The organism is Arthrobacter sp. 'calajunan' (assembly GCF_046940185.1).
Taxonomy (GTDB): Bacteria; Actinomycetota; Actinomycetes; order Actinomycetales; family Micrococcaceae; genus Glutamicibacter; species Glutamicibacter soli.
On the sequence record NZ_JBKZDY010000011.1, the window covers coordinates 35418 to 56979 of the forward strand.

19 protein-coding genes are annotated in these 21562 nt (G+C 64.3%); 1 reads left to right on the forward strand and 18 read right to left on the reverse strand.

Features of this window, described 5'->3' with window-relative positions; genetic code table 11:
- Window positions 1–4 precede the first annotated feature (4 nt).
- On the reverse strand, window positions 5–199 hold the full coding sequence (locus RF641_RS15120; protein ID WP_047119475.1) for a hypothetical protein: 195 nt from the start codon (window positions 197–199) through the stop codon (window positions 5–7).
- Window positions 200–332: 133 nt separating this feature from the next.
- Between RF641_RS15120 and map the strand changes: the two genes are divergently transcribed.
- Window positions 333–1208 carry a type I methionyl aminopeptidase gene (gene map / locus RF641_RS15125; protein ID WP_047119476.1) on the forward strand — a complete coding sequence of 292 codons (876 nt, stop codon included), beginning with the start codon at window positions 333–335 and terminating at the stop codon, window positions 1206–1208.
- A 91-nt stretch (window positions 1209–1299) separates the two neighbouring features.
- On the opposite strand, the gene nrdR is transcribed toward map, so the two are convergent.
- The 17 genes from nrdR to RF641_RS15210 all read right to left on the reverse strand — a co-directional run bounded on the left by nrdR (window position 1300) and on the right by RF641_RS15210 (window position 21558).
- Window positions 1300–1788, reverse strand: a complete 489-nt coding sequence (nrdR, locus tag RF641_RS15130) for a transcriptional regulator NrdR (RefSeq protein ID WP_047119477.1) — start codon at window positions 1786–1788, stop codon at window positions 1300–1302.
- 70 nt (window positions 1789–1858) lie between these two features.
- The gene (gene hisD, locus RF641_RS15135) at window positions 1859–3223 is read right to left on the reverse strand and encodes a histidinol dehydrogenase (protein ID WP_053798388.1); all 1365 of its coding nucleotides are present in this window, start codon (window positions 3221–3223) and stop codon (window positions 1859–1861) included.
- A gap of 88 nt (window positions 3224–3311) precedes the next feature.
- Window positions 3312–6875, reverse strand: coding sequence for a DNA polymerase III subunit alpha (gene dnaE / locus RF641_RS15140; RefSeq protein WP_047120790.1), 3564 nt, complete (start codon window positions 6873–6875; stop codon window positions 3312–3314).
- Window positions 6876–7003: 128 nt separating this feature from the next.
- The gene (locus tag RF641_RS15145; protein WP_231735934.1) at window positions 7004–7951 is read right to left on the reverse strand and encodes an RluA family pseudouridine synthase; all 948 of its coding nucleotides are present in this window, start codon (window positions 7949–7951) and stop codon (window positions 7004–7006) included.
- Window positions 7948–8526: a signal peptidase II gene (lspA, locus tag RF641_RS15150; protein WP_244910786.1), complete on the reverse strand. Its 579-nt coding sequence runs from the start codon at window positions 8524–8526 to the stop codon at window positions 7948–7950. The genes RF641_RS15145 and lspA overlap by 4 nt, the downstream gene beginning before the upstream one ends.
- A gap of 108 nt (window positions 8527–8634) precedes the next feature.
- Window positions 8635–9360, reverse strand: a complete 726-nt coding sequence (locus RF641_RS15155; protein WP_113606456.1) for a DivIVA domain-containing protein — start codon at window positions 9358–9360, stop codon at window positions 8635–8637.
- A gap of 227 nt (window positions 9361–9587) precedes the next feature.
- A complete protein-coding gene (locus RF641_RS15160) occupies window positions 9588–9884 on the reverse strand; it encodes a YggT family protein (RefSeq protein ID WP_047119481.1) in 297 nt (98 codons plus the stop codon).
- Between the two features lie 24 nt (window positions 9885–9908).
- Window positions 9909–10460, reverse strand: coding sequence for a cell division protein SepF (locus RF641_RS15165; protein ID WP_047119482.1), 552 nt, complete (start codon window positions 10458–10460; stop codon window positions 9909–9911).
- A 126-nt stretch (window positions 10461–10586) separates the two neighbouring features.
- Window positions 10587–11306 carry a polyphenol oxidase family protein gene (locus tag RF641_RS15170; RefSeq protein ID WP_120989236.1) on the reverse strand — a complete coding sequence of 240 codons (720 nt, stop codon included), beginning with the start codon at window positions 11304–11306 and terminating at the stop codon, window positions 10587–10589.
- A gap of 20 nt (window positions 11307–11326) precedes the next feature.
- On the reverse strand, window positions 11327–12508 hold the full coding sequence (gene ftsZ / locus RF641_RS15175; RefSeq protein ID WP_113606458.1) for a cell division protein FtsZ: 1182 nt from the start codon (window positions 12506–12508) through the stop codon (window positions 11327–11329).
- 217 nt (window positions 12509–12725) lie between these two features.
- The gene (locus RF641_RS15180; RefSeq protein ID WP_047119485.1) at window positions 12726–13460 is read right to left on the reverse strand and encodes a cell division protein FtsQ/DivIB; all 735 of its coding nucleotides are present in this window, start codon (window positions 13458–13460) and stop codon (window positions 12726–12728) included.
- A 32-nt stretch (window positions 13461–13492) separates the two neighbouring features.
- Window positions 13493–14890, reverse strand: a complete 1398-nt coding sequence (murC, locus tag RF641_RS15185; RefSeq protein ID WP_047119486.1) for a UDP-N-acetylmuramate--L-alanine ligase — start codon at window positions 14888–14890, stop codon at window positions 13493–13495.
- Window positions 14891–14893: 3 nt separating this feature from the next.
- On the reverse strand, window positions 14894–16015 hold the full coding sequence (gene murG, locus RF641_RS15190) for an undecaprenyldiphospho-muramoylpentapeptide beta-N-acetylglucosaminyltransferase (RefSeq protein WP_424573532.1): 1122 nt from the start codon (window positions 16013–16015) through the stop codon (window positions 14894–14896).
- 105 nt (window positions 16016–16120) lie between these two features.
- A complete protein-coding gene (gene ftsW / locus RF641_RS15195; protein WP_244910801.1) occupies window positions 16121–17407 on the reverse strand; it encodes a putative lipid II flippase FtsW in 1287 nt (428 codons plus the stop codon).
- A 55-nt stretch (window positions 17408–17462) separates the two neighbouring features.
- Window positions 17463–19019 carry a UDP-N-acetylmuramoyl-L-alanine--D-glutamate ligase gene (gene murD, locus RF641_RS15200; RefSeq protein WP_120989233.1) on the reverse strand — a complete coding sequence of 519 codons (1557 nt, stop codon included), beginning with the start codon at window positions 19017–19019 and terminating at the stop codon, window positions 17463–17465.
- The gene (gene mraY, locus RF641_RS15205) at window positions 19001–20104 is read right to left on the reverse strand and encodes a phospho-N-acetylmuramoyl-pentapeptide-transferase (RefSeq protein ID WP_047119490.1); all 1104 of its coding nucleotides are present in this window, start codon (window positions 20102–20104) and stop codon (window positions 19001–19003) included. Before mraY ends, murD begins: the two co-directional genes overlap by 19 nt.
- On the reverse strand, window positions 20101–21558 hold the full coding sequence (locus tag RF641_RS15210) for a UDP-N-acetylmuramoyl-tripeptide--D-alanyl-D-alanine ligase (protein ID WP_053798398.1): 1458 nt from the start codon (window positions 21556–21558) through the stop codon (window positions 20101–20103). The genes mraY and RF641_RS15210 overlap by 4 nt, the downstream gene beginning before the upstream one ends.
- Window positions 21559–21562 lie beyond the last annotated feature (4 nt).

Genomic DNA, 21562 nt, shown 5'->3' on the forward strand with positions numbered 1-21562 from the left:
AGAACTAGTCGTCTTCTTCGTCTTCCGCATCCCAGGCGTCGTTGCGCGCCTGCACTTTTTCCAGCGCGGTGCGGGCTTCAGCCTCGGTGTCGTACGGGCCCAGCAGCTGGGACCAGTCCGACTGCGCGCCCTTCTCGATGCTCTTCGTGTTCACGTTGTACCAGTACTTCCCCTCACCGGGGGTTCCTTCTGAGCTCATCGCCTGCTCCTTCAGATGGTTCTATGGCTGCCTAGCTCAACGCTAGCGCACCGGGATAGTTTTCGGTGTGAAATGCGTTCGGCTCTCAGCTCATCCACAAATCCGGGGGCCAGCCGGGCGATAGAATATCTTCATGGCTACTGTTGCAACTGCACCAATCGGAAATCTCACCGCGGGCGTGGTCTCCCCCCAGCTCCCGGTGCCCAAGAACATTGAACGTCCGGAGTACGTGGGCAAGCGCGAACCGGCCAAGAACACCGCATCCGAGGTCAAGAGCCCCGAGGTCATCGAACGCATCCGCATTGCCTCACGCATCGCGGCGCAGGCGCTGGCCGAAGTCGGCAAGGCCTGCCAGCCAGGGATCACCACCGACGAGCTGGACCGCATCGGCCACGAGTTCCTCCTGGACCACAACGCCTACCCGTCCACCCTGGGCTACCGCGGCTTCCCGAAGTCGTTGTGCACCTCGCTGAACGAAGTGATCTGCCACGGCATCCCCGACTCCACGGTCCTGCAGGACGGGGACATCATCAACATCGACATCACCGCCTTCATCGGAGGGGTGCACGGCGACAACAACGCCACCTTCCTGGTGGGCGACGTGGACGAGGAATCCCGCCTGCTGGTCGAGCGCACCGAGAACTCGCTCAAGCGCGCTATCAAGGCGGTCATGCCGGGCCGCGAGATAAACGTCATCGGCCGCACCATCGAAAGCTACGCCAAGCGCTTCGGCTACGGCGTGGTCCGCGACTTCACCGGCCACGGCGTGGGCGAGGCCTTCCACTCGGGCTTGATCATCCCCCACTACGATGCGGCGCCGGGCTACAACACGCTGATCGAGACGGGCATGGTCTTCACCATCGAGCCGATGCTCACCCTGGGCACCGTTGAATGGGACATGTGGGCCGACGACTGGACTGTCACCACGCGGGACAAGAAGCGCACCGCGCAGTTCGAGCACACTTTGCTGGTCACCGACTCGGGCGCCGAGATCCTCACCCTGCCATAGGGCGCGGCGCCGACGCGGCGCGCAAAAACCAGAGGCGTTGGCCTGGTCCCTGAAAAGAGCCGGGCCAACGCCTCTGGTGTATCCCGAAGGGTCAGTCTGCGGTCAGTGGTCGTTGGGTCCCCTGCGGAGCCTTGCCGCGCTGTTCGCGCAGCTTCTCCATCGCCGCCTCGAAATCCTGCAGCGACTGGAAATTGTGGTAGACACTGGCAAAACGCAAGTATGCCACCTCGTCCAGGCGCGAGAGCGGGTCGAGGATTGCCAGTCCCACCTGGTGCGCCGGGATCTCCGCGGCGCCCGAGGTACGCACGGCTTCCTCGACTTCCTGCGCCAGAATAGCCAGGTCGTGGTCTGTGACCGGCCGTCCCTGGCAGGCCTTGCGCACGCCGTTGATCACCTTGTTGCGGGAGAACGGTTCAACCGCACCGGACTGCTTCAAGACGCTCAGGCTTGCGGTTTCGATCGTCGTGAAACGACGGGAGCACGCGGTGCACTGCCGGCGCCGGCGGATGGAGACGCCATCATCAGCAACTCGGCTATCGACCACACGCGAATCGGGGTTGCGGCAATAAGGGCAGTTCATGACACCTCCAACTCAGTGCTAAAACTGGATTCCACAAAGCGTACCTTCCGAAATCCACACATGTCATGTATTAGTTTAGCGCTTTGTGCGCCTTTCGCACGGCGACCGCGTCGCCGTGGGCCGGAAGGTCCTCGGCAGTCGCCAGATTAATCACGTGCGCCGCGACATCGCCCAACGCCGACTTGTCGTAGCTGATGACCTGCACGGCCTTCAGGAACGTGTTCACGTTCAGCCCCGAGGCGTGCAACGCGGTGCCGCTGGTCGGCAGCACGTGGTTGGACCCGGCGCAGTAGTCGCCAAGCGACACCGGGGCATAGTCGCCCACGAAAATCGCGCCGGCGGCGGTGATGCGGGCGGCGTCCTGCGCGGCGTTGCCGGTCATGATTTCCAGGTGCTCCGCCGCATAGGCGTTGCAGACATCCACGCCCTGGTCCAGGTCCTTGACCAGGATGATCGCGGACTGGCTGCCGCTCAGCGCCTCGCGGACGCGTTCGCTGTGCTTGGTGGCCGCGACCTGGACGTCCAGCTGCTCGCGCACGGCCTGAGCCAGTGCCGGCGAGTCGGTGACCAGCACCGCGGCGGCATTGGCATCATGCTCGGCCTGCGAGATCATGTCGGCGGCCACGAAGTCCGCCTTTGCCGTGCTGTCGGCCAGGATCGCGATCTCGGTGGGCCCTGCCTCGGCGTCGATGCCCACGACGCCCTTGACCAGCCGCTTGGCGGTAGCGACGAAGACGTTGCCCGGACCGGAGATCACGTCCACCGGCTCGATGCCGCCGCGCGAGTCCCCCGGCACGTCCACGCCATAGGCGAAGGCCGCCACGGCCTGGGCGCCGCCCATGGCGTGCACCTCCTCGATGCCCAGCAGCTTCGCGGCAGCCAGGATGGTGGGGTGCGGCAGTCCGCCGAACTCCTTCTGCGGCGGGCTGGCCAAGGCCAGGGACTTCACGCCCGCGGCCTGGGCCGGGACGGTGTTCATGATGACCGAGGACGGGTAGACGGCCAGTCCACCAGGCACGTAGAGGCCCACGCGGCGCACCGGCACCCAGCGCTGGGTGACGGATCCGCCGTTGCTGTAGTCGACCACGGCGTCGGCCGGCACCTGGGCGGCGGCGAAGAGCCGAGCGCGGGAGATCGATTCCTCCAGCGCCAAGCGGACCGCGGGATCAAGTTCGGCCAGCGCCTTGTCCAGTTCCGCCTGCGCAACCCTTGTATGATCCAGCTCCACCTGGTCGAATCGCCGGGCCAGGTCCTTGAGCGTGCCCATGCCGTGGGCACGCACATCATCGATAATCTGCTGCACGGTTTCAGCGGCGGTCTGCGAGTTCATGGCAGGGCGCGGCAGGTTGGCCTTGAGCTGGGCGTAGCTGAAGTCCTCGGCGCGCCAGTCGAGGGTTGCGAGTTCGGAAAAGACGGTTACTGGATTGGAAGTCACGTACCCATTTTAACGCCGAAGACCGGGTGCGGCACCCATTGGTTACCTCACCCGGTCATCTGCGGCTGCGCCGCAATGCTCCGGAGCGCTACACGTCCAGGCAATTGGGGCCGAGCAGGACCTTCAGGTCGCCGAACAAGGCGGGGTTAGGGTTCACCCGGAAGTTCATGCCCAGGCGTAGCAGCGAGGTGCCGCGGCTGCCGGTGAGCTTCACCCGGACCTCGGTGTTGCCGCTGTGGGTGCGCAGCACGTCGCCGAGTTTCTGCACCAGGGATTCGGTGGCCTTGTGAGTCGGGATGCCGATGACCACCGGGCCGCCGTTGGCGTCCTCGGACAATTCGGGGATCATCATTTCCTGGGCGTTCAGGGTGATGGACCCGTCGTCGCGGCGCTGTACGCGCCCCTTGATGACCACGATCAGGTCGTCGGCCAGCACCTCGGCGATCGGCTGGTAGGCCTGTCCGAAGAACATGACCTCCATGGAACCGGAGAGGTCCTCCACCTCGCAGCGCGCGTACGGGTTGCCGCTCTTCTTGGCGATGCGCCGCTGCAACCCGGAGATCATGCCTGCGATGGAGATGATATGCCCGTCCTGCGGCCCGTCGTCGGACAGCACATGGGTCACGGACATGTCGGCATACTGCTCCAGCGCGGAACCCAGGCCCTGCAGCGGGTGGTCGGAAACGTACAGCCCGAGCATGTCCCGCTCGTAGGCCAGCTTTTCCTTCTTGTCCCAGTCCGGGAGGTCCGGGATGGCCACGGTCATGGCATCCGAGGCCTCGGAGGGATCCAGGGCGCTGAACAGGTCGAACTGGTTGGCCGCCTCGTTGCGCTTGAGCTGGATGACCGAGTCCACGGCTTCTTCGTGGATCGCGACCAGCGCGCGGCGGGGGTGGCCCATGGAGTCGAAGGCTCCGGCCTTGATCAGCGATTCGATGGTGCGCTTGTTGCAGACCACCGCGGGGACCTTGTTCAGGAAGTCGCTGAAGTCGGTGTAGGCGCCCTTTTCCTGGCGCGCCTGCACCATGCCGTCCACGACGTTGGAGCCGACGTTGCGGATGGCGCCCATGCCGAAGCGGATATCGTTGCCCACAGGGGTGAAGGTCAGGGCCGATTCGTTGACGTCCGGAGGCAGCACGGTGATGCCCAGGTGGCGGCACTCGTTGAGGTACAGCGCGAGCTTGTCCTTGTCGTCGCCCACCGAGGTGAGCAGCGCGGCCATGTACTCGGCCGTGTAGTGCTCCTTGAGGTAGGCGGTCCAGTAGGACACCACGCCGTAGGCCGCCGAGTGGGCCTTGTTGAACGCGTAGTCGGAGAAGGGCAGCAGGATGTCCCAGAGGGCCTGCACGGCTTCCATCGTGAAGCCGTTGTCCATCATGCCCTTGGAGAAGCCGGCGAACTGCTTGTCCAGCTCGGACTTCTTCTTCTTGCCCATGGCGCGGCGCAGGATGTCCGCCTGGCCCAGCGAGAAGCCTGCAAGCTTCTGCGCGATGGACATGACCTGTTCCTGGTACACGATCAGGCCGAAGGTCCCCCCGAGGATCTCCCGCAGCGGCTCTTCCAGTGTCGGGTGGATCGGGGTTTCTTCCTGCAGCTTATTCTTGCGCAACGCGTAGTTGGTGTGCGAGTTCGCGCCCATGGGGCCCGGGCGGTAGAGCGCGAGCACCGCGGAAATGTCTTCGAAGTTATCCGGGCGCATCATCTTCAGCAGCGAGCGCATCGGACCGCCATCGAGCTGGAATACGCCCAGCGTGTCGCCGCGGGCCAGCAGCTGGTAGGTTGCCGCGTCGTCCAGCGGCAGGGTCTCCAGGTCCAGCTCCACGCCCTTGTTGGCCTTCACATTGGCCAGGGCGTCGGAGATGATGGTGAGGTTTCGCAGACCGAGGAAGTCCATCTTGATCAGCCCCAGGCCTTCACAGGTCGGGTAGTCGAACTGGGTGATGACCTGCCCGTCCTGGATGCGCCGCATGATCGGCACGACATCGATGATCGGGTCCGAGCTCATGATCACGCCGGCGGCGTGCACGCCCCACTGGCGCTTCAAGCCTTCGAGCCCCTTGGCGGTTTCGAAGACACGCTTGGCCTCGGGGTCGTTAGCCACGAGGTTGCGGAAGTCCCCGGCCTCCGAGTAGCGCTTGGACTCCGGGTTCTCGATGTCGTTGAGCGGGATGTCCTTGGCCATGACTGCCGGCGGCAGCGCCTTGGTGAGGGACTCGCCCATGGAGAAGGGGTAGCCCAGCACGCGTGAGGAGTCCTTCAGCGCCTGCTTCGTCTTGATCGATCCATAGGTCACGATCATTGCCACACGCTCATCGCCGTACTTCTCGGTGACGTAGTGGATCACTTCGGAGCGGCGGCGATCATCGAAGTCGACGTCGAAGTCGGGCATGGAAACACGTTCCGGGTTCAGGAAGCGCTCGAAGATCAGGCCATGAACCAGCGGGTCCAGGTCGGTAATGCGCATGGCGTAGGCAACCATGGAGCCTGCGCCGGAACCGCGGCCCGGGCCGACGCGGATGCCGTGGTCCTTGGACCAGTTGATGAAGTCCGCCACGACTAGGAAGTAGCCGGGGAAACCCATCTTGATGATGACGTCCAGCTCGAAGTCCGCCTGCTTGCGCGAAGCCTCCGGGATGCCGTTCGGGTAGCGGTAGTGCAGACCCTTGTCGACTTCCTTGATCAGCCAGCTCGTCTCGTCCTCGCCGGGAGGGCAGGGGAACTTCGGCATGTAGTTGGCGCTGGTGTCGAAGGTGAGGTCCACGCGGTCCGCAATATGCAGCGTGTTGTCGCAGGCCTCGGGGAGTTCCTTGAACAACTCGCGCATTTCGCGCGAGCTCTTCAGGTAGTAGCCGGTGCCGCTGAAGGCGAAGCGGCTGCCGCCCTGGTCGTAGGTCGGCTCATCCAGCGTGGAGCCCGAGTTGATGGCCAGCAGCGCTTCGTGGGCCTTGGCATCGGCCTCGTGGGTGTAGTGCAGGTCATTGGTGGCGACCAGCGGAATGGCAAGTTCCTTGGCCAGCCGCAGCAGGTCCTTGGTGATTCGGCGTTCGATTTCCAGGCCGTGGTCCATGATTTCGCAGAAGTAGTTCTCCTTGCCGAACAGGTCCTGGAATTCGGCGGCTGCGGCCTTCGCGGCATCGTACTGCCCCAAGCGCAGCTTGGTCTGCACCTCGCCCGAGGGGCAGCCGGTGGTGGCGATCAGGCCCTCGTGGTGGTCGTTGAGCAGCTCGCGGTCCCAGCGCGGGTACTTGCCGAACACGGAGTCCAGCGAGGCGCGCGAGGAGCCCTTGAAGAGGTTGTCCATGCCCTTGTTGTTGTAGGACAACAGGGTCATGTGGTTGTACAGGCCGCCGCCCGAGACGTCGTCGCCCTTCTGGCGTTCCTCGGTGCGCCACTTGACGCGGGTCTTGTCGGTGCGGTGGGTACCCGGGGTGACATAGGCTTCCACGCCGATGATCGGCTTGATGCCGGCACCGGTGGCTTGGCGCCAGAAGTCGAAGGCTCCGAAGAGGTAGCCATGGTCGGTGATCGCCATGGCTTCCATGCCCTGCCGGTTGGCCTCGGCGAACAGTTCGCCTAGCCGGGCCGCCCCGTCCAGCATGGAGTATTCGGTGTGTGTATGAAGATGGACAAATCCGTCACGTGTCGCGCTCACCAAACCAGTCTAGCGACAGCCGGCACGGAAGTCCTCGAGCCTGAACCAGGTGTGGGAAGAGATACAGCCGCCCGGAAAATTTCCGGGCCGCGCCGGCGCTTACAGGTGCACCCCGTTCCATGGTGTTCCTAGAAGGTTCCCTCGCGCAGCAGCTCCAGCGCGCCGGACAGGTCCGAGGGGTATTCGCTCTCGTATTCCATCCACTGCCCGGTGACCGGGTGTTCGAAGCCCAGGCGCTTGGCGTGCAGCCACTGCCTGGTCAGCCCAAGCGCGGCCCCCAGCTTCGGGTCGGCGCCGTAGGTCTGGTCGCCGGCACAGGGATGGCCGAATGCGGAGAAGTGCACGCGGATCTGGTGGGTGCGCCCGGTTTCCAGGTGCACCTCCACCAAGCTGGCGCGGCCGAAGGCCTCGATGACCTTGTAGTGGGTGACCGAGTTTCGTCCGCCGTCCAGCACGGCGAATTTCCAGTCGTGCCCTGGATGCCTGCCGATGGGTGCGTCGATGGTGCCTTCCAGCGGATCGGGCAGGCCTTGGACGACTGCGTGGTAGATCTTCTTCGGAGTGCGTTCCTTGAAGGCGCGCTTCAGGGCGGTGTAGGCGCGTTCGGACTTCGCCACCACCATCAGTCCGCTGGTGCCCACGTCGAGCCGGTGCACGATGCCCTGACGCTCGGAAGCTCCGGAGGTGGAGATCGTGTAGCCTTCGGCCATCAGCGCCCCGACCACGGTCGGACCGACCCAGCCCGGCGACGGGTGGGCGGCGACGCCCACGGGCTTGTCGATGACAACGTAGTCGTCATCGTCGGCGATGATCTTCAGGTCTTTCACGGCTTCCACCCTGATTTCCAGCGGGTCGGCTTGGGCCGGTATGGTCACCGACAGCCTGTCCCCCGCTTTGAGCTTTAGTGACTTGGCAATAGTTTTCCCGTTGACCTGCACCTGTGAGTCCTTGCACAGGCTGGAGGCCAGGGTGCGGGGAATCTGCAGTACGCGCGCCAGGTAAGCATCCAGCCGGGATCCGGCGTCGGCCTCGTCGACCGAGAGGGCATGGTGCGATGCGTCCATCAGGGGGCTCATGAAGCAGGCTTCTGCGGGTCGTCGCCCTGGGCTGCGGAGCCGCTGTCCTTCGGCTTGTCCCCGATGGTGCCGTCCAGATTGATGCCGCGGATGAGCATGTAGGCGACCACGATCATGGAGCACACGATGAACGAATCGGCGACGTTGAAGATCGCGAAGTTCGTCACCGAGAACATGTCGACCACGTGGCCGAAACCGAAGGCAGGTTCGCGGAACAATCGGTCGCCCAGGTTGCCGAGCACGCCGCCCAGCAGGCAGCCGAGGACAATGGACCAACTGCGGATCTTGACCCGGCGGAACAACAGGTAGGTGACGACCACGGCCACCGTGGCCTGCAGGATGGTGAACACAACGGTGAAGTTCTCGCCCATGGAGAACGCGGCGCCCGGGTTCAGGATGTAGTGGATGTCGAAGAACCCCGGGATCACCTCGAAGGACTCTCCCAGCTCCATGCTGTTTTCGACCCAGAGCTTCACGCCCTGGTCAAGGACCAGGGCAATCAGGGCGATGATCAGGCCGAGTCCGGTGTAGCGTTTGGCCTTCGCGGCGGCGCTGCCCGCTTGTGGTTCACTCACGGTGTTACCCATTAATTCCTTTTAAACGTCATCGGTGGTGCCGGAAAGAATCCGTGCACCACCGATGATCTTACTTTATGACCAGTTCAAGCGTTGAACCGCAGGCAGCTAGTTGGCCTTGCCTGCTGCGCCATCGATCGAACCCTGCGACTCGAGGTCGCGCAGCTGTCCTTCGATGTAGGTCTTCAGGCGAGCACGGTAGTCGCGCTCGAAGCCGCGCAGCTGCTCGAGCTTGCGTTCGAGGACGGACTTCTGCTGCTCCAGGGCAGACAGGGTCTTGCGGCTCTTCTCTTCTGCCGAGGTGACCAAGGAGTTTGCCTCGGTCTTGGCATCGGAGATGATCTTGTCGCGCTGCTCAACACCGGATGCGACGTATTCGTCGTGCAGGCGCTGGGCCATGGCAAGAACGTTGGCAGCCGATTCGGCGGAAGGAGCGACGGCCGGTGCTGCTGCAGGAGCTGCTTCGACCTTCTTCTCGGCAGGCTTGGCAGCCGGAGCTGGCTCGGCCTTCTTCTCTTCTGCCGGCTTGGCAGCTGGAGCCGGAGCAGCCTTGGCTTCTTCGGCAGGCTTGGTTTCAGCCTTCTTATCCTCGGCTGGCTTGGCAGCCGGAGCAGCGGATACTGGAGCCGGAACAGCCTGTTCCTTGGCTACAACGTTTGCGTCTTCGCCAAGTTCGCTCAGACGGCGGCGGAGAGTCTCGTTTTCACCGGTTAGGCGACGCAGCTCCACCACGATCTCGTCGAGGAAGTCATCTACCTCGTCCTGGTCGTAGCCTTCACGGAACTTGGTCGGCTGAAAGCGCTTATTGACTACGTCTTCTGGCGTCAAAGCCATTGGGTCACCTCAATGCTGGGATCATTTCCGCAAGGCCTTTGGTTGCCCTGCGAAACACTTACCGTTCTTCAGTGTCGCGACCGGTGAAGTCGGAGCACTATTTCCTAAAGGATATAACGATTTGGACACTAAATACGAAATCGGGTCTTCACCCGAGTCTCTTTTTCTTTGAATCTACCTTGTAGGCGCTATGCCTACAATCCCCTAGCTGGAGGAGAAACTCCTACTCAGATACCTGTGCTCGCCCCCAGATTGCCGACGATGACCTTCGCGATCATGACGACGATGAAGAAAATCAAAAAGGACAGGTCAAGGCGGATTCCGCCGAGATCCAGGGGTTTGATTTTCCCGCGGAGCCACCGCAGCGGCGGATCGGTGATCGACACGACAAACGACGCGACGACCAGCGCGATGCCCTTGGGACGCCAGTGGCGGGCAAAGTTTTCAGTTATATCCAGCACAATTCGCATCAGAAGCAGAATTTGCAGGATCGCTAAGGCGAGATAAATAATCCCGAACACCATTTTTGTGCGCTCGCTCCTGGCGTCTTAGCTCTGGTTGAAGAAGGTTGCCTGGGCTTCGGACTGCTTGCGGTCCTCGCCCAGCACCTCGACGGTGGACGGCGAGAGCAGGAACACCTTGTTGGTGACTCGCTCAATCGATCCGTGCAGCGCGAAGACGAGGCCAGCGGAGAAGTCCACCAAACGCTTGGCGTCGGTTTCACCCATGTCGGTGACGTTCATAATCACCGGAATGCCGTCACGGAAGTTCTCACCGATGATTTTGGCATCGTTGTAAGAACGAGGGTGCACGGTTGTAATCTGACGCAATTCGGAATCCTCATCCCTCACTGAAGGGGCACGCTTGATGGGGGTTACCGGTGCACGGTATTCGGCATCCGGTTCTGTGGCTGTTGGTTGCGGAGCGGCCGCGCGAACGACTGGCTGCGGGCGCGGGGATTCGGCGGGACGCTTCGGAGCAGGGTCTTCGACGACGCGAACCGGAGGTTTCGGTTCTGCCTTATCTACCACAGCCTCTTCGTGCTCGACGGCGTCCGCCAAGCCGAGATAGACCATTGCTTTGCGCAGTCCGTCAGCCACGATAATTCTCCTAATTTGTCCCGTTCATGCACCCCATGCATGATTCCGCTACTTCGACGCTACCGCACAGAATTCAGGTAGCAATGTTCATTCGAGATTTTCTCACCGGTGTGTCGCACACGGGTGTTACTCGCGCCAAATAAGTCCTGCAAGTCGGCCCGAGTCAGTAGATCTGCGGTATGAAAAAAATCGTTCATCTTCCAAGGTGCAGAGATCGCTGGGCTGGACTTGGACGTCCAGTTCCGCCAGCTCCCGGGCCGCGGAGGCCGGAAGATCCAGCGCCTCGGTTCCCCAGGAAGTCCGGGTGCGGATTCCCGGACGAAGCTGCTCGGATTCCTCGGCCATCTGCTGCGGCACTTCGTAGCAGTTGCCGCAGATCGAAGGGCCGATGACGGCCTCGATCTGCACCGCGCCGTGGGAACGCAGCTGGTGTACGGTCTTGGACAGTATTCCGTCCAGCAGTCCGCGGCGTCCGGCGTGGGCAGCGGCCGTGAGGCTGCCGCCGGATTCCGGATTGCGCCCCACGAAAAGCACCGGCAGGCAGTCCGCGACCATGACCGCCAGCGGTTCAAGCCCTGAGGGGTCGACCAGCGCATCGCAGGTCGGCGCCTCCGGGTCGCTCCACGAGGTGCGTTGCGCACCGTCGACCGCATGGATCAGCGTGGAGTGGATCTGGTTCATGAAATTAAGGGAAAAACGTCGAACCCCGATCGAGTCCTCCAGCCTGGTACGATTCTCCGCCACGAGGCGGGGATCGTCATTCACATGCAGGGCGAGGTTTCCCTCGGCCTGCGTCGTGAAGGCCAGCTGGATGCTCGGATCGAGGTTCGACGCGAAATGTAGCACTGCTCAGCTTCCTGCTGTTCTTACTTCAGGAAGTCCGGGACGTCGAGGTCGTCGTTGGAGCCGTTCAGGTCCGAATCGACAACGTCTGGCAGGTCCTGGAAAGGGTTCTGCTCTGCGGCAGGCTTCTCTGCAGGTGCCGGGGCGGCCGGCGGGACAACGGCGGGAGCAGCAGGCGCGGCAGGTGCAGCTGGCTCTGCTGCACGGCTGACGGCTGGCTTGGACACGGCCGGTGCGGACATCGGCTTGCTGGTCACGTCCGGCTCGTCGAAGCCGGCGGCGATCACGGTCACGCGGGCTTCATCACCCAGTGCGTCGTCGATGACGGCGCCGAAGATGATATTTGCTTCCGGGTGGGCGACTTCCTGGACCAGGCGGGCGGCTTCGTTGATCTCGAACAGGCCGAGATCCGAACCACCCTGGATGGACAGCAGCACACCGTGCGCGCCGTCGATGGAGGCTTCCAGCAGCGGCGAGGCGATGGCCAGTTCGGCCGCCTTCACCGCGCGGTCCTCGCCGCGGGCCGAGCCGATGCCCATCAGTGCGGAGCCAGCGCCCTGCATGACGGACTTCACGTCGGCGAAGTCGAGGTTGATCAAGCCCGAGGTGGTGATCAGGTCGGTGATGCCCTGGACACCGGAGAGCAGGACCTGGTCGGCCTGGCGGAATGCGTCCAGAACGGACACGTTGCGGTCCGAAATGGACAGCAGACGATCGTTAGGGATGACGATCAGGGTGTCGACCTCGTCGCGCAGCGCCTCGATGCCGGACTCTGCCGAGTTGGCACGGCGGCGGCCTTCGAAGGTGAACGGGCGGGTGACCACACCAATGGTCAGCGCGCCCAGGGAGCGTGCGATGCGGGCAACGACAGGGGCGCCACCGGTACCGGTGCCGCCGCCTTCGCCTGCGGTGACGAAGACCATGTCGGCGCCGCGCAGGACGTCCTCGATCTCCTCGACGTGGTCCTCGGCTGCCTGGCGTCCAACTTCAGGGTTGGCGCCTGCACCCAGACCGCGAGTCAGCTCACGTCCAACATCCAACTTGACGTCGGCGTCGCTCATGAGCAGTGCCTGAGCGTCGGTGTTGATGGCGATAAATTCAACGCCCTTCAAACCGACTTCGATCATACGATTGACTGCGTTTACACCGCCACCGCCGATACCGACGACTTTAATGACCGCGAGGTAGTTCTGTGGAGCTGCCACGTCCCGCTTCCCTTGTTAGATGTGCTACATGAATCCGACCCATGCCGAAACCTTCACCCTTAGCCTGAAGGTCAGGTTTCTGTCAAGCGATCGTTATTAAGAACGCTATGAGTCGTATGGTCTTTGTGCAACGACCGCCTAGGCGTGTCGCTACTTCAAACCTATCTTTCCAGAATTTTGGCTCAGAATGTTCATCCCGCGCCCAAGTCTGACGTACTTAATAGGTCACCGGATTTTCCGGATTGGAGACGTCGATGGTCTTCTTCGCCTCCGCGCTGTCCTTTGAATTATTCAGGAAAATCTGTGTCACCTGATTTTTCAACGCCGCCTTCTCCCCGTTGCCCCAAATCAGTGTACGCTTCTGCGGCAAAGCAAGTTCCATGAATCCCGCTTCGGTCAACGAAGCGGTGGAAACCTGCTCCAGCACCTTGGCGTCGACCCCGCTGAGAATCGAGGTCAGCAACTTGAACTGCTCTGGATCCTTGGTGGCATCCGAGGCCTTGATCTTCGGCAACTTGGTTTTGTCCTTGGCGCCGAGCTTCTTCAGCTTGGCGCCGGTGTCGGACACCAGGAAGTTGGATTTGCCGTCCACCAGGATCGCCACCGGAACCTCCTCATGGATCTCCACCACCAGGGTGTTGGGCATTTGGGCCCGAACCACGACGCTGTCGATCGCCGGCTGCTCACCGAGCAGCTCTTCGACCTTGGCTTCGGAAATCCGCGGAAGCGGCGTGCCTTCCAAGGGCGCCAGCGACTCGAGCAGCTGCTTTTCGCTCAGCAGCTTGGTCCCGGTCACCTCGATCTTCTTGGCTGCCAGCACCGGGGAAAAACTCAGCACCAAGACCACGACCAGGCTGAGCACCACGATGGCGGCTGCGCCGATGAGCATGATCTTGCGCCGCCTCTTCTCCGGGCTGGGCGGAAGTTCAACGACCTTGGCTTTTTCGTCCATTGGTTCCTAGGGTTGCGTTCGTCGAGCGGGTCTCAGGACAAAGCGTCGAGCAGCCGGCCGCCGAGGTAGGTGACGTCTCCTGCTCCCACGGTCATGATCACGTCGCCGGGCTCGGCGTTTTCCACCACATGGGCCACCGCGGCCTCCGGCGCGAACACATGGGCCGGCACTTCGACGCGTTCGGCGATCAGCTCGCTGGCGACACCCTCGATGGGCTCCTCGCGGGCGGGATAGATCTCCAGCAGGGTCACCGTGTCCGCGAGCGAGAGCGCGCTGGCGAACTGGCGGTAGAACTCCTTGGTGCGGGAGAACAGGTGCGGCTGGAAGAGCACGTGCAGCTTGCCCTCCCCCGCCATCACGCGGCCGGCCTTCAGCGCGGCGGTGACTTCGGTGGGATGGTGGGCGTAGTCGTCGTACACCCGCACACCGTCGGCTTCGCCCTTGAACTCGAAGCGGCGGGCCGCGCCGGTGAAGCCGGCCAGGGCTTCGAGCGCGTCGTCCACGTCCACGCCGGCGTCGATGCCCACCGAGAGCGCCGCGGCGGCGTTAAGCAGGTTGTGCTGGCCGGGCACCGCGAGGTTCAGGATGTGCTCCTGTCCGCTGCCCCATTCGATGGTGGCGGCAAAGCGGCCGTTGTCCAGGGCGCGGGCATCGCTCAGCCGGCGGTCTGCATGATCGGAGAAACCGTAGGTCTGCACCCGCAGGTCGCTGCGGCTCTGGCGCATCTTGTGCGCGAGCTCGTTGGCGCCGGGATCGTCGGCGCAGCAGATCAGCAGCCCGTCCTCGGGCAGCAGCTGGGCGAAGTCGACGAAGGCCTGGTGCACTGCTTCGGCGGTGCCGTAGTGATCAAGGTGGTCCGCCTCGACGTTGGTCACGATGATGACGTCCGGGCGGTAGTTCAGGAACGATGCGTCGGATTCGTCGGCCTCGGCCACGAAGTAGCCTCCGTTGCCCAGTTCCGCGTTGGTGCCCAGGCTCGGGATGTTGGCGCCCACCGCGAAGCTCGGCACGGCCCCGACGGACTTGAGCATGTGGGCGGTCAGCGAGGTGGTGGTGGTCTTGCCGTGGGTTCCGGCGATCGCCACGACGCGGTCATGGCCGCGCATGGTCGCTTCAAGCCCCTGGGAGCGGTGCAGGATGCGCAGTCCGCGGCGCACTGCCTCGTCGTATTCGGGATTGCCCGGCTTGATGATCGAGGAGATCACCACGGTGTCCGCGTCGCCCAGGTTCTCCGGCGCATAGCCGACATGAATGCGGGCCCCGCGTTCGCGCAACCCGTCCATCACCGGCAGGTCCTTGGCGTCGGATCCCGAAACGCTCAGCCCGTAGTCCAGCATGAGCCGGGCCACGGCCGAGACTCCGACACCGCCAACACCCATGAGGTGTACCTTGCCCAATTCGGCATTGAGCTCGTCGGCTCGCTTCGACATGTTCTAGCCTTCCTGTCCCGGCAGTGCCCGGGATGAAACTTCGGTGATGATCTTCCGTGCCATGATCTGCGCGGCGTCGCGCCGTCCCAGTGAGGAGGCGGCCTGCGACATCCCTTCCAGTTTATGCCGATCGCCCAGCAATGGGATGACATGCTCGACGATGTAGCCGGCGGAGAAGTCCTTGTCCTCGACCAGCAGCGCGCCGCCGGCCTGGACCAGTTCGCGGGCGTTGAGCTTCTGCTCGCCGTTGCCGATCGGCAGCGGGACCAGCACCGAGGGGGTGCCTGCCACTTCGAGTTCGCAGACGGTTCCGGCGCCCGAGCGGCAGACCATCAGGTCCGCCGCGGCGTAGGCGTAGTCCATGCGGTCAACGTATTCGACCTGGGTATAGCCCTCGTGGGCCAGCAGCGCGCCGGAGTCGTCGGTGAGCTGCTTGCCGCGGCCGGTGATATGCACGGTGCGGATGCCGGCGGCGTTCAGCTGCTGGAGGGACTGGGCGACGGCGTTGTTCAGGCTCAGCGCGCCCGAGGAGCCGCCGGTGACCAGCAGCACCGGGCGGTCGTCGGTCAGCCCGAAGTGGGCCCGGGCCTCGTCGCGCAGCGCGGCGCGGTCCATGGTGGCCACGTTGGAGCGCATGGGCATGCCGACCTGTTCCTCGCCGGGCAGCCCGGTGCCGGCGAAGGTGGTACCCACGGCGGCAGCGTGCTTGGCGCCGAGCTTGTTGGCCATGCCGGCCTTCGAGTTCGCTTCGTGCACGAAGATCGGGACACCGAGCTTCCTGGCGGCCAGGTAGGCCGGGGTGCAGACGTAGCCGCCAACTCCCAGCAGCGCCTGCGCGTTGCTCCGGCGCAGCACCGCCTTGGCCTGGTTCACTGCCTTGGCGAAGCGGAAGGGGAACTTCAGCAGGTCGAGATTGATGCTGCGCGGCATCGGGGCCTTGGGAATCAGTTCCAGCGGGTAGCCAGCTTCCGGCACCAGCCGGGTTTCCAGTCCCCCGGGCGAGCCCAGCGCGGTGATCTGCGCGGCCGGGTTTTCGTCCTTCACCGCGTCGGCGATCGCCAGCATGGGCGAGATGTGCCCGGCCGTGCCGCCGCCGGCGACTACCAGTCGAATCGGTTCGCTCATGGTGCTGGTGTACTCCTTGGGTTGGTCGGCAGCGGGTGCCGTTGGTAATTCTGTGGTGCGCTCGGTGAGAACCGTCCGCGGGGGTGCCGGGCCCGGTCCGTGGGCTCAGCGCTTGGGCTTGGGTTTGGCCGCCGGCTTGGTGGAAGGAACGACGGAGACCACTTGGTCTTGCTTCTGCTGGCGGGCCGAGGAGAGCACGAAGCCCATGGCAAGCATGACCGCGAGCATCGCGGAACCGCCGGAGGAAATGAAAGGCAGCGGCACGCCGATGACCGGCAGCACGCCGGAAACGGTGCCCAGGTTCACGAAGGTCTGGCCGATGATCCAGGACATCAGGCAGCCCATGAGGACGCGGGTGTACAGGTCGGTGGCGCGCATGGCGATGCGGTACATGGCCAGGGCGAGGATGGCGAACAAGGCGAGCACGAAGATCACGCCGATGAAGCCGAACTCTTCACCGAGGATGGAGAAGATGAAGTCGTTCTGCGCTTCGGGTACGTAGGACCATTTCATGCGGGACTGGCCTGGGCCGACGCCGAACCAGCCGCCGGAGGCGAAGGCGTGCATACCCATGTTCGACTGGTAGCACTGGTCTCCGCTGCCGCAGTCGATGCCCAGCCATGCCTTGATGCGTCCGCGGCGGTTGGCCGAGGCCATGACCAGGACGGTCAGCAGCGCGAACCCTGCGGCGCCCAAGCCCAGCAGCCATTTCATGCGCAGGCCGCCCAGGAACATCGCGGTGGCCAGGATCATGATGAGCACCAGGGCGGTGCCCACGTCCTTGCCGAGCACCACAAGCAAAAGAATGATGGCGCCGACCGGTGCCAGGATCGGAATCATCAGGTGCTTCATGTCGCCCAGCAGGTGCTGCTTCTTCTCGAGCATGAAGGCGGAGAACACCGCCAAGGCGAGCTTGGCGAATTCGCTGGGCTGCAGGCCGAATCCACCGATCTTGATCCAGTTGCGGTTGCCGAGGACTTCATGTCCCAGCGGCGTGAACGCCACCAGGAACAGCAGCGCCATCGCGGCACCCACGGCGATCCACGCGAGGCGTTTGAGCTTGGAGGGGTGGATGAACTGCATGATCAGCATGCAGACGATGCCGACCCCTGCGAACATCGCCTGGGACAGGGCCACGGTGAAACCGTTGCGTCCGGCCGCGATTGCTTCGACGGAGGCGGAGGACTGCACCATGATGACGCCGAACACCGACAGGAAGATCGAGGTCACCAGCACCAGCCAGTAGTCGGTCGAGGCCAGGCGTGCGCTGGCCTTCTCGACTCCGCTGAAGATCCCGCCCTGCGGGCGCAGGCCGGGCTTCTTGCCGGAGGCGGCGGTCTTCCCGGTTTCGGCCTTGGCGCCCTGCGGCTGCTTGCGCTCCTTGGTCACCACCAATGCCCCCGTCTGTTGTTGCTTTCCGGCACTGGCCGGGTTCTCTTGCGTGCTGCTAGTCGTCGGAATTCTGTTCCGTGGAACCACTATCCATCAGATCACTGACCGCGCTGATAAAGGCGTTGCCACGCTGGGCGTAGGAACTGAACTGGTCCATGGACGCGGCGGCCGGTGCCATCAGCACCGTGTCCCCCGCCTGGGCAAGTTTCCCTGCGGTGTGCACGGCGCGGGCCATGACCTGGGCGCCGCTGGGCAGGGTGCCGGTTTCATCGTGCACCGCGGCGGTGATGTCGATGACCTCGACCTTCGGCGCGTGCTCGGCCAGCGCTTCGCGCAGCCCCTGGATGTCGGTGCCGATCAGCAGCACGGTGCGCAGCCGGGCCGCGTGCTTGGCCACCAGCTCGTGGTAGTCCACGCCCTTGGACAGGCCGCCGGCAATCCAGACGACCTTGGTGAAGGCCGCCAGGGAGGCGTCGGCCGCGTGCGGGTTGGTGGCCTTGGAGTCGTTGATCCACAGGATGTCGTCGCGGCGGGCGACAGCCTGGATTCGGTGGGCGCCGGCGTCGAAGCCGCTCAGGCCGCGGTGCACGGCTTCCGGCTGAACGCCGAAGGCGCGGGTCAGCGCGGCGGCGGCCGCTGCGTTCGCAGCGGTGTGGCGCGGGACGATCTCGCCGATGTCCTTCAACGCGATCAGTTCCACCGCATTGGTGCGGCGGTCCTCGATGAATGCGCGGTCCACCAGCAGGTCCTCGACCACTCCGACCATGGACACCGACGGGGTGTTGGTGGTGAAGCCGATGGCGCGGCAGCCCTCGATGACCTCTGCGTTCTCCACCATGTCGAGGGTGACCTCGTCGGCGACGTTGAAGATCGCGGCAATCTGCGTGCGCTCGTAGATCTTGGCCTTGTCGGCCTTGTAGTTCTCGAACCCATCATGCCAGTCCACGTGGTCCTCGGCGATGTTCAGCACCACGGAAGCGACCGGGGAAATGCTGTGGGTGTAGTGCAGCTGGAAGCTGGACAGCTCCACGGCGAACACGTCGTAGTCCACCGGCTCGCGCACGGCGTCCAGGATCGGGGTGCCGACGTTGCCCACGGCGATGGCCTTCAGGCCAGCGGCCTGCAGGATCGCTTCGGTCATGCCCACGGTGGTGGTCTTGCCGTTGGTGCCGGTGATGGCCAGCCACTTCGGCGCCGTGCGCCCCGCGCGGTTCTGCACGCGCCAAGCCAGCTCGATGTCGCTCCAGACCGGGATGCCTGCCTCGGTGGCTTCGGCGATGACCGGGTGGCGCGGGTTCCAGCCTGGCGAGGCGAGCACCAGCTGCGGCTGCTGGTCCTGCACCTGCGGCAGGTGCGTGACGTGCTCGGCGCCCAGCAGCACCTGGTGCGCGCCGACGATCATCAGGGTTTCCCCGCGCTGCTGGTTCAGCTCGTCGTCGCGGCCGTCCAGGACGGTGACGACGGCTCCGAGCTCGATTAGCGTGTCGGCGGCGGAGAAGCCAGACAGGCCCAGGCCCGCCACGAGAACGCGCAGGCCTTTCCAGTTCGAATCCCAGCTTGTCAGTTCGGCCAGTGCGGCATTGGCGTTTGCGCTCACAGTGCGACAACCCATTCAGAGTAGAAGATGCCCAGACCTGCGGCCACGAACAGGCCTGCCAGGATCCAGAAGCGGATGACGACGTTTTCCTCGGACCAACCCGACAGCTCGAAGTGGTGCTGCAGCGGGGCCATCTTGAACACGCGCTTGCCGCCGGAGATCTTGAAGTAGCCCACCTGGATGATCACGGACAGCGAGATGATGACGAACAGGCCGGCGATGATGACCAGCAGCAACTGGGTGCGGGAGAGGATCGCGAAGGCCGCGACGGCGCCGCCGATGGCCAGCGAGCCGGTGTCGCCCATGAAGATCTTGGCCGGCTTGGCGTTGAACCACAGGAAGCCGATCAGCGCGCCGGAGAGGATGGCGCCGAGCATGGCCAGGTCCTGCGGGTCGCGCACCGAATAGCACACGTCCAGCGCGTTCGCGTTGCTGCAGGCCTGGTTCTGCTGCCAGATGCCCATCAGCGTGTAGGCGCCGAAGACCATGATGGAGGCGCCGGTGGCCAGGCCGTCCAGGCCGTCGGTGAGGTTCACGCCGTTGGTGGTGCCGGTGACGATGAAGTTGGCCCAGAGGACGAACAGGATCAGGCCGACCATCGGTCCGGCGAAGGCCAAGTCGATGTTGGTGTCGCGCAGGAAGGAGATCGCGGTGGAGCCAGGGGTCAGCCCCTGGTCATTGGGGAACTGCAGCGCCAGCACGGCGAAGCTGATGCCCACCACTGCCTGCAGCACGATCTTCTGCCAGGCGCGCAGGCCCAGCGAACGCTTCTTGAAGATCTTGATGAAGTCGTCCAGGAAGCCGACCAGGCCCATGCCGCCGAAGAGCAGCAGCACCAGCAGGCCGCTGGCCGTGATGCCCGCGCTGGCCCGGCCCATCATGCCCAGGATGGCGTGGGTCAGGAAGTAGGCGATGAAGACCGCCAGCACGAAGACCACGCCGCCCATGGTGGGCGTTCCGGACTTCACCGCGTGGGACATCGGCCCGTCGTCGCGGACCACCTGTCCGTACTGCTTCTTCGTGAGCAGCTTGATGTACAGCGGCATGAACACCACGGTCAGCAGCAGGGCGATGCCCGCTCCTACGATTAATGCGATCATGCGTTCTCGCCTTCCTTCACGAATGCTGCGATGTCATCACCCAGATGGCGCAGGCCGGCGCCGTTGGAGGACTTGAACAGGACGATGTCCCCCGGCTCCAGCTGCTCCTGCAGCAGGGTGCGGGCTTCGTCCACGTTCTCCACGAAAAACGCCTCGTCGCCCCAGCTGCCTTCCAGCACCGCGGAGTTGTAGGCCGCCTTCGCGCCGCGGCCGACGACCACGAGCTTCTTGATGTTCATCCGCACCGCCAGGCGGCCCAGCAGGTCGTGCTGGTGGATTGACTCGTCGCCCAGCTCCAGCATTTCACCGAGCACCGCCCAGGTGCGCCGCCCCGGAGTCTCGCCGCTGGGCAGGCCCAGCTCGGCCAGGGTCACCAGTGCGGCGCGCATGGATTCGGGATTCGCGTTGTAGGCGTCGTTGATGATGCTCACGCCGTCGGCGCGCTCGACGCGCTCCATGCGCCAGCGGCTTCCTGCCTTCCGACCGTTGAGCACGCGGGCAATCAGCGCGGGATCGATGTCCAGGGCGTAGGCGGCGTTGGCAGCTGCCAGGATGTTCGCCACGTGGTGGCGGCCGAGCAGGCCGGAGGTGATGCGCTGGGAGTAGCCGTCGGGGAACTGCAGGGTCATTTCGGGCTGGCCCTGGGAGTTGACCTCCACGTCGGCGGCCCAGACCCCGGCGCCCTCCACCGGCTTGCTCCCGGTGCCGAAGAAGCGGACCGCTCCCCCGGAGCGCGAGGCCATGCGCGCCACGCGCGGGTCCTCGGCGTTCAGGATGGCGATGCCGTCGGCGTCCAGCGCCTCGACCAGCTCGCCCTTGGCCTTCTCGATGTTCTCCACGCCGCCGAATTCGCCGGCGTGCGCGGTGCCCACGCAGAGCACCACGCCGATCTTCGGGTGGACCATGTCGGTCAGGTAGGTCAGGTGACCGATGCCGGTGGCGCCCATCTCGATCACGAAGTACTTGGTGTCCTCGGTGGCATTGAAGACGGTCAGCGGCACGCCGACCTCGCCGTTGTAGGAGCCGATCGGCGAGACGGTCGGCGCGACCTCGGAGAGGATGGCCGCCAGCAGGTCCTTGGTGGTGGTCTTACCGGCCGAGCCGGTGATGCCCACAACCACCGCATCGTTCTTCTGCTTCAGGTAGGCGACGATGTGGGCCGCGATCTTGCCCATGGCTTCCACGGCATCCGGGACGATGACCGCCGGGTGCTCGCGGCGCTGCTCGTCGAGCGTGACACGCTCGGCCAGCGCCAGTACGGCCCCGGAGGACAGCGCGGCGTCGATGAAGGCATGGCCGTCGGAGAACTCTCCGGGCTTGGCGACAAAAAGCGAGCCTGGTACGACGTCGCGGGAATCGGTGGTCGCCGAGGTCACCACGGTGCCGGGGGCGACGGTATTCGTCGCTTTCCCTCCGGTGATGCTCAGCAGGTCGGTCAAAGACAGTTCAATCATGGCA